This window comes from Candidatus Schekmanbacteria bacterium, from assembly GCA_003695725.1.
Lineage (GTDB): Bacteria > Schekmanbacteria > GWA2-38-11 > GWA2-38-11 > J061 > J061.
Genome location: RFHX01000094.1, coordinates 1 through 7,763 on the forward strand (window position 1 = coordinate 1; position 7,763 = coordinate 7,763).

Here is a 7,763-nt window from a genome sequence, read left to right on the forward strand (position 1 = left end):
AAATAATGCCTTCCGAAAAACAAAGTCGGAATTCAAAATAAGGAGAAGTAAGCCCTAAGTAAAAAGGTATTTGGAAACACACGAGGATTGAAAGCGTCTGCAATCCATCAATTAGAAAGGATTTATAGGAGAAAAATATCTCCCCAATCTATAATTTCTCCTGAATTAGCGCGTCTTCTATCTCAATTATCCTATGAAATAGGAAGACAAATTGGGATTCTAATCAATAGGCGTGGTGATATTGAATATGTAGTTGTTGGCGATTCAAAGAGCATAATGCTCCCAAAACTTGGGAGAACAAGAGAAGGAAAAAAAAGATTTCGAGGTCTTCGCTTAGTTCATACACACCTGAAGAAAGAACCGATAAATAATGACGACTTGACAGACCTTGCCCTTTTACGGCTTGATTTAGTTGCAACTATAGAAGTTGGAAAAGATGGCTTGCCTGAAATTTTGCGTGGAGTTCACCTTTTGCCTGCCGCTAAAAATGGATCTAATTGGAATTTTTTGGAACCTGCCCATCCTGCGAATATAGATATAAATTTTAGAGATCTTATTACATCCCTTGAAGAAGAATTTTCAAGAAATAGTTCCGCAGTTGAAACAAAGGAAAGAAAAGAAAAAGCGATATTGATCTCCGTAACAACTGAAAGAATATCCGAAGCAGAATATTCAATGGCAGAACTAACAGAATTAGCCATATCTTGCGGAGTCGAAGTCGTCGATCGAATAATTCAAAAAGTCCACTCATATAATCCGGCTTATCTGCTTGGGAAAGGCAGACTTTCCGAACTTGTAGTCAAATGTATGCAATTAGAAGCCGACCTTCTTATATTCGACAGGAATCTTAGCCCAGCTCAAGCAAATGCTATAGCGGATTATATCGACATAAAAGTAATTGATAGAACCCAGCTAATACTTGATATTTTTGCCCAACATGCCCACAGTATGGAAGGAAAACTTCAGGTCGAGCTTGCTCAATTGAAATATACTCTTCCTCGCCTTGTTGGGAAAGGAACTGAAATGTCAAGATTGATGGGCGGAATCGGTGGAAGAGGACCGGGAGAAACAAAACTCGAAATCGACAGACGAAAGGTAAGAAAGAGAATCCAATTTCTTGAATCAAAAATAAAAAAACTCAGTCAAGGAAGATCCGTCAGAAGAGCGAAAAGGAATAAAAGCAACATACCTATCATCTCAATCATTGGATACACCAACGCAGGAAAGTCGACACTTCTAAACAATCTAACTGCAAGTAATCTGACTGCAGAATCCAAAATGTTTGCAACTCTTGACCCTGCATCAAGACGATTGAGATTTCCTAAAGAACGGGAGGTAATAATAACAGATACTGTGGGATTTATCAAAGACCTCCCCAAGGATCTTCTAAATGCTTTTCGTACAACCCTCGAAGAATTGGAAGATGCTGATTTATTGCTTCATATAGTCGATATCTCAAGCCCTTCATTTGAAAGACAAATAAAATCGGTAAATGAAATCTTAAAAGAATTGAATCTCAATAACAAGCCTACCCTCCTTGTTTTTAATAAGATAGATCTTCTCGATGAGGAAGTCGTGAAAAATATTCTTTCTTCCTATAAAGATGCAATTGCAATATGTGCAAAGAAGAGAGAGACTTTTGGCAAATTGATCGAAAAAATTGAAGAATTTTTCTGGATTGACGACAAAGATAAATTTAAAAATTCTAATGCGTTGATTCTATCTTAAAACCAGATTCTTTATATGCAATTATTCCGCCCTGAAGATTGTAAATCTTTTTAAATCCGTGGCTTAAAAGTATCTTTGCCGCCCTACTGCTTCTGCTCCCACTTCTGCAATAGAGAACAATTTTTTTATTTTTAAATTCTTCAAGTTCTCCAATCCTACTTTCAAGCTTGTCGAGAGGAATGAGTTTCTTAACTCCAACTATATGGCCTTCTTCATATTCAGGACGGGTCCTGACATCGATTAACATTAGCGTCTCATCTTCATCGAGCATAGATTTGAGCTGTAAAGGAGTGATATTATGATAGGGTGCTTCTTCTTTGCATCCGACCTGCACGATAAGAACCAAAATGAAGAATAGTCTAACACCTAATCTCAAAAGCGAATGATATTTTCCCATAAAATATTTATCATTTTATTGATGAAATTTTTTCCAATTCCATTGAATATCTTACATCTTCAGGATTCATCTCAATTGCTTTTTTCAGATAAGTAACAGCTTTTTCTTTATCTTCTCCTTTTGCTCCTTCAAGAGAATACGCTCTTCCAAACCAATAAAGCACTTCTGCATTATCGGGTGCCGCCTCTTTTGCTTTTTCAAAATGAGGAATAGCATTCAATATTCCACCTTCCATATTTTCCGGTTTATAAAGCGTCTGAATACCTAAAGCCAACTCTACAAGATAACTTTTTGGATTCGATTTTTTTATTTTCTCTATTTCCTTTGTAGCTTCCTTACCTTTTGTAATAATCTGATATAAATCAAAAAGCCCTCCATAATGTCTTATCCTATATATTAGTGCACGCACCAAGTCGAAATGGACTTCTACTAAGTTATTGTTTTTTGAAGCCTTTCTCAGCAATTCAATCGATTTATCCAAATATTCCTCAGATTTTTTCCATTCACGGGATTTTTTCCCTGACGATTTCAATTCATAATATTCTGCCAATTTAAAATAGAGTTTGCCTGCAAGAGCTAAGTTTCCATTATTGCTTGCTTTCTTTGCTTCCTCATTCAAAATCTTTTCATCAAGCTTCAAAATTGCCTTTTCAAGGACATTCTTTTCGCTTGCAACAGATATAACCAAAAATCCTGACAACAAAAAATAGAATAGAAAATATAAAGGAATTTTTCTCATAAAACTTTTCTCCTTATAAAGATTGAAAAAACTTTAAAATCTATTTTTATTGTGTTTATGTAATTAATACAAACAATTTTTTTGTTTTTCACTTTTTTTATTCAAAAGTATTAATAATATTTCAACCGTTCTTGAAATTTTTCATCTAAGACAAGGAGAGAATTATGAAAGTTTTAGGTATTTGTGCAAGCTTAAGAGAAGCAAGCAACACAAACAAGCTCGTAGAAATAGTTGCACAAGCTTCAGGTAAGGAATATGAGCTAATTTATCTGAAAGATAAAAAAATCTCTGCATGTACAGGATGCTACAATTGTATGATGAATGAAGGCGAATGCGCAATAAAAGATGATATGCAGGAAATTTATCCGAAAATGCTTGAATGCAGTGCTATGATTTTCGGGGCACCAACTTATTATATGGATGTTTCTGGAATAGCAAAATGTTTTATAGACAGGACAATGGCTCTTTATTACAGAGGAATAGGACCTGATGCGGAATTGGAAGTGCTGGGGAAAAGGCCTTTAGCAGGCAAACCTGCCATAGCTGTTACAACAGTTGCTGGAGATGGACATAAACGGGCAATGGAAACATTGAGAATATATTTTGAAATAAACAAGATGAACATTATCGGTGAACTTGCTGAAATAGTTGGTATGGGTGATGTAAACGAAATGCCTGAAGTTATAAAGCGAGCAGAAGAAATGGGGAAAAAACTTGGTAATGCATTATAGAAAATTTTCCGGAGGGGGTGCATTCTTATCTGTTTAGTGGATATCAGCACCGTATTTCCAGATATACATAAATCCTGATGAGGTGGATAGGTGTAAAATTTCTTCTTTCAATAGTTTCAGTATATCTTTACTGCCATATCCGCCTGACGGCATTGAATAAATATTCGGCTCATACGCACCGGGGCGATTGTAAGTTACAACCTTTGCCTCCTTTAACCCTGCATTCTTTTTTGCCTCTTCTAAGACATCATCTAAATACTCGATCCCATCAATCAATCCATTCTCCAATGCTTTTTTTGAAGAAAGGATTCTTCCATCGGCAAGTTTTAGAATATCCTCTCGGCTCATCTTCTTTCTTGAATCAGCAATCACATTTATGAACTTGTTGTACATTTCCAATGTAATCTCCTTCATAATGGCAATCTCTTCATCAGTCATCTTTCTCAAAGGAGAACCCATATCCTTCTTATCTCCAGATTTAACTGTCCTATCTTTTATACCAATCTTGTCAAGCAATCCTGTCAAGTCTATATTCTGAAAAATTACACCAATACTGCCGGTTATAGTTGTAGGGGATGCATAAACTTTATCACATGCCATTGCCAAATAAAGGGCACCAGAAGTTGCCAAGTCAAGCATTGCAGCATATACTGGTATACCTGTTTCTTTTTTAAATTTAAGAATCTCTCTATAAACCAAGTCAGAAGCAGTTACCGTCCCACCCGGACTATTTATCTTTAATACGACAGCTTTGACTTTTTTGTCTTTTTTGGCTTTATCTAAAACTTCTCTTATATACTTTGCCATATTCTTCTTTTTAATAAGACTTGTAAAAGACTCGGCTTCTCCGGATAAAATTATTCCTGAAATATCTACGAGAAGAATTTTATATTTCCCCTCACCGCTGATTTTGTATTCTCTCAGAGGTTTTTCTTCAGGGAAAATAGGTATATTAACTGATATGCAAGTGCAGGAGGATATCTGGACAATAAGTAAAAATATAAAGATAATCTGAAAATAAAAAGGTATTTTAACCTTTTTGAACACTCCTCATCCTCCCAAGCGTAGTCAAATACATTAGCAAATGAATATACAGAAGGTCAACTTAAAATTCTTCGATATCCTCTTATCCAAAGATATTTGAAGAAGTTGTTGAAATTTTAAGTTCGCTTGAAAAATCAACCATATTGTAATAATGGATAGTAGTTAAATTTCTCTAACTTATTGGTATATTATGGATACTTTTAAAAAGCTTTATATAGAGACAACTTCCAGATGCAATATCAACTGTGAAATGTGCGTCAAAAGGTTTTCTGACAACTATGAAGAAGGTGATATGGAGTTAGATACTTTTCAGAAGCTTATTCCATCGATGAAGCACCTTGATTATATAAACTTGAATGGAATTGGCGAGCCTCTTTTAAATAAAAATATTTTTAAATACATTTCGCTTTCAAAAGAAAATATAAAACCGTCAGGTGAAGTGGGTTTTACAACAAATGGAATTCTTCTAAATGAAGAAAATGCAGAAAAAATTATAAGTGCAGGCCTTGATAAAATCGTTATATCCCTCGATAGCACAAATCCTGAAATTTTAGAAAATATGAGAAAAGGCGCTTCCTTTGAAACAATAGAGAAAAATCTCGATGCTTTCAATCAAATAAAGAAAAAAAAAGGAACAAGCAAGCCCTTGACAGGATTTGAAATTGTTATAACGAGAGACAACTTCAGAGAGATACCGAAGTTAATCAAATTCGCCTCAGAAAAAGATGTAAGATTTATCATAGTTTCACATGTATTGCCTTACTCTTATGAATTGAATAAGAAAAAAGTATTTGAACCTCTTTCTAAAAATTCTTTTGAATTATATGAAAGAACAAAAAAAAGATTAGCCAGCGAAGGCATTGACATCAAAGATTATGCCAATCTGAATTTTTTACTCTTGAAGCATCAGAAAGATGCCAAATCTGAAAAATTCTGGTCTATTATCGAAGAAGCTTTGGAAGAAGCCAAAACCAACGAGCTTTTTCTCAACATTCCAAGACTTATTGAAATTGACGGAGATAAAATTCTTTCCGAAGTAATAGAAATCTTTGAAAAATCGCAAAAATTGTCAGAAGAATTAAACATTGACATCACTTTGCCTCCTGTCATCCCTGATTTTTCACGAAAATGCTCATTTATTGAAGATGATACCTGTTTTGTAAGTTGGGATGGTTATGTATCTACCTGCCTTAGAGTTTTGCACAACAATAAATACTACCTGAATGAATGCCAAAGAGAAACTCACCGTCTGTATTTTGGAAATATAAAAGAAAAGCCCGTAGAAGAAATTTGGAATAATAGCAAATACAAATCATTGCGTGATAAAGTAAAAAGATTTGATTTCCCAAACTGCCTCGATTGCTCAGGATATGATTCCTGTGGTTATTTTAAAGACAACTTCGACTATGATTGCTATGGTAATGAAGAACCCTGCGCTGACTGCCTATGGAGTAAAAATATTCTTCACTGCCTCTAATCTTATAAAAAAATTTCGCTGATAATAATTAAAAGAGAATAGAAATATTAAATCTTCCGATAACTTGACAATGAAAAGAGGTTAAGGGTATAAAATAGGGATGTATAAAGGATTTAGGCAGGCTGGAAAATGAAACAGAAATTGTGTATTCTTCTTTGTGTAATTTCTCTTGGTGGCGGTTGCGCTTGGGAAAAAATTTCAGGAGTTACCTATCAACCTGAAGAACAAATCAATCCCCCCAAAAAAGAAAATACAACTGAAAAAAAGACAGCATCCATCGAGGAAAAAAAAGAAATAGCAAAAACAGAATCGTCTATCGATGTCCCAGAAAATAGTATTGAATATGATAACGAGCCATTGAAAGAAGAAAAAGAAAGCCTTCCCAAAGAATTAGAAAGTCTTTTTATAACTGCAGAACAATTTTACAGCAAAGGTCTTGACTATGCAGAGCAAGGCAAATGGGATTTGGCTGAAGAAGAATTCGAAAATGCATTGGAATTGCTTCATAACTCACCTGTAAGGGAAAAATATCCTGAAGAAGTCAATAATTTTTATAATGAACTTTCTCTCGATATTCTTGATAAGCTTGAACAGAATGAAGACTCTGATATTAGAACGAGAGAAGAAATATTGCTCGCAAAAATCAAGGCAAAGCCTGAAGAGGAACGAACGATAAAAGAGAAAGTCCTTTTAGATCTCAGAGAACTAAAATTCGATATTCCCATTGAAGTAAATGATAAGGTCATTAGATATATAGAATACTATACAGTAGAAAATAAGGAAAAATTTGAAACATGGCTTGGCCGTTCAGGGGCTTATATGCCAATTTTGAGGAAAATTTTTAAAGAAGAAGGCTTACCTCTTGACCTTACCTATCTTCCAATAATCGAAAGTGCTTTCAAAACAAGCGCTTATTCGAGAGCAAGGGCTGCGGGCTTGTGGCAGTTTATCCCGGGTACGGCACGCAAATATGGACTTCATATTACTTGGTGGGTTGATGAAAGAAGAGACTTTGAAAAAGCAACAAGAAGCGCCGCTAAATATTTAAAATTTCTAAAAGAAGAACTTGGTTCATGGTATCTTGCTCTTGCAGGATATAATGCCGGCGAAGGAAGAGTCAAAAGAGCAATTACCTATCAAAGAACGAAAAATTTTTGGAAGCTTCGACTTCCAAGGGAAACAATGAATTATATTCCTGCTTTTTTAGCATCGGTAATAGTTGCAAAAAATCCATCTCATTATGGTTTGAATGTTGATTATGAAAAACCCATCTCTTTTGAGAAAGTAACAATCGACCGTTCAGTCGATTTGGATACCATTGCTAAATGCGCAAATACAACCAAAGAGGAAATAAAAAAACTAAATCCGGAAATCCGATATTGGGCAACCCCACCTCTAAAAGAATACACAATAAGAATTCCAAAAGGAAGGGCTTTAGCATTCAAAAAAGCTTTCGCAAAAGCCAAAGATTCATATAGTCTTGCATGGAATAAATATAAGGTTCGTCCCGGTGATTCGCTTTATCTCATCTCCCGCAATTTTGGTGTGCCTATAGGAGTGATTGCAGAAGCAAACAATATCAGAAATCCTCGGTTAATCAGAGTAGGGCAAACAATCCTTGTGCCAAACAAGTGGAATAGAGGATTC

At 35.0% G+C, this 7,763-nt stretch carries 7 protein-coding genes; 4 read left to right on the forward strand and 3 right to left on the reverse strand.

Annotated elements, in window-relative coordinates:
- Positions 1-87 precede the first annotated feature (87 nt).
- Complete coding sequence (gene hflX, locus D6734_03780) at positions 88-1,728, forward strand: GTPase HflX (GenBank protein ID RMF96333.1); 1,641 nt, start codon at positions 88-90, stop codon at positions 1,726-1,728.
- Here hflX and D6734_03785 read toward each other — a convergent pair.
- On the reverse strand, positions 1,706-2,125 hold the full coding sequence (locus D6734_03785) for a rhodanese-like domain-containing protein (GenBank protein ID RMF96334.1): 420 nt from the start codon (positions 2,123-2,125) through the stop codon (positions 1,706-1,708). The genes hflX and D6734_03785 overlap by 23 nt on opposite strands.
- A 10-nt stretch (positions 2,126-2,135) precedes the next feature.
- Complete coding sequence (locus D6734_03790; protein RMF96335.1) at positions 2,136-2,864, reverse strand: tetratricopeptide repeat protein; 729 nt, start codon at positions 2,862-2,864, stop codon at positions 2,136-2,138.
- Positions 2,865-3,028: 164 nt separating this feature from the next.
- Here D6734_03790 and D6734_03795 point away from each other — a divergent pair, with 164 nt between their 5' ends.
- On the forward strand, positions 3,029-3,595 hold the full coding sequence (locus tag D6734_03795) for an NADPH-dependent oxidoreductase (GenBank protein RMF96336.1): 567 nt from the start codon (positions 3,029-3,031) through the stop codon (positions 3,593-3,595).
- Positions 3,596-3,628: 33 nt separating this feature from the next.
- Here D6734_03795 and sppA read toward each other — a convergent pair whose 3' ends face one another.
- Positions 3,629-4,642: a signal peptide peptidase SppA gene (gene sppA, locus D6734_03800; GenBank protein ID RMF96337.1), complete on the reverse strand. Its 1,014-nt coding sequence runs from the start codon at positions 4,640-4,642 to the stop codon at positions 3,629-3,631.
- 187 nt (positions 4,643-4,829) lie between these two features.
- On the opposite strand from sppA, the gene D6734_03805 reads away from it, so the two are divergent.
- Together D6734_03805 and D6734_03810 are read left to right on the forward strand one after the other, a co-directional pair.
- Positions 4,830-6,116 carry a radical SAM protein gene (locus D6734_03805; GenBank protein ID RMF96338.1) on the forward strand — a complete coding sequence of 429 codons (1,287 nt, stop codon included), beginning with the start codon at positions 4,830-4,832 and terminating at the stop codon, positions 6,114-6,116.
- A gap of 129 nt (positions 6,117-6,245) precedes the next feature.
- Positions 6,246-7,763, forward strand: a 1,518-nt coding sequence (locus tag D6734_03810) for a LysM peptidoglycan-binding domain-containing protein (protein RMF96339.1), incomplete at its 3' end; no start/stop codon positions are given.

What these genes read in the sequence shown, in the direction of transcription:
- D6734_03785 (RMF96334.1), bottom strand. Translation starts at nt 2,125, where the DNA reads ATGGGAAAATATCATTCGCTTTTGAGATTAGGTGTTAGACTATTCTTC.
- D6734_03790 (RMF96335.1), bottom strand. Translation starts at nt 2,864, where the DNA reads ATGAGAAAAATTCCTTTATATTTTCTATTCTATTTTTTGTTGTCAGGA.
- D6734_03795 (RMF96336.1), top strand. Translation starts at nt 3,029, where the DNA reads ATGAAAGTTTTAGGTATTTGTGCAAGCTTAAGAGAAGCAAGCAACACA.
- D6734_03805 (RMF96338.1), top strand. Translation starts at nt 4,830, where the DNA reads ATGGATACTTTTAAAAAGCTTTATATAGAGACAACTTCCAGATGCAAT.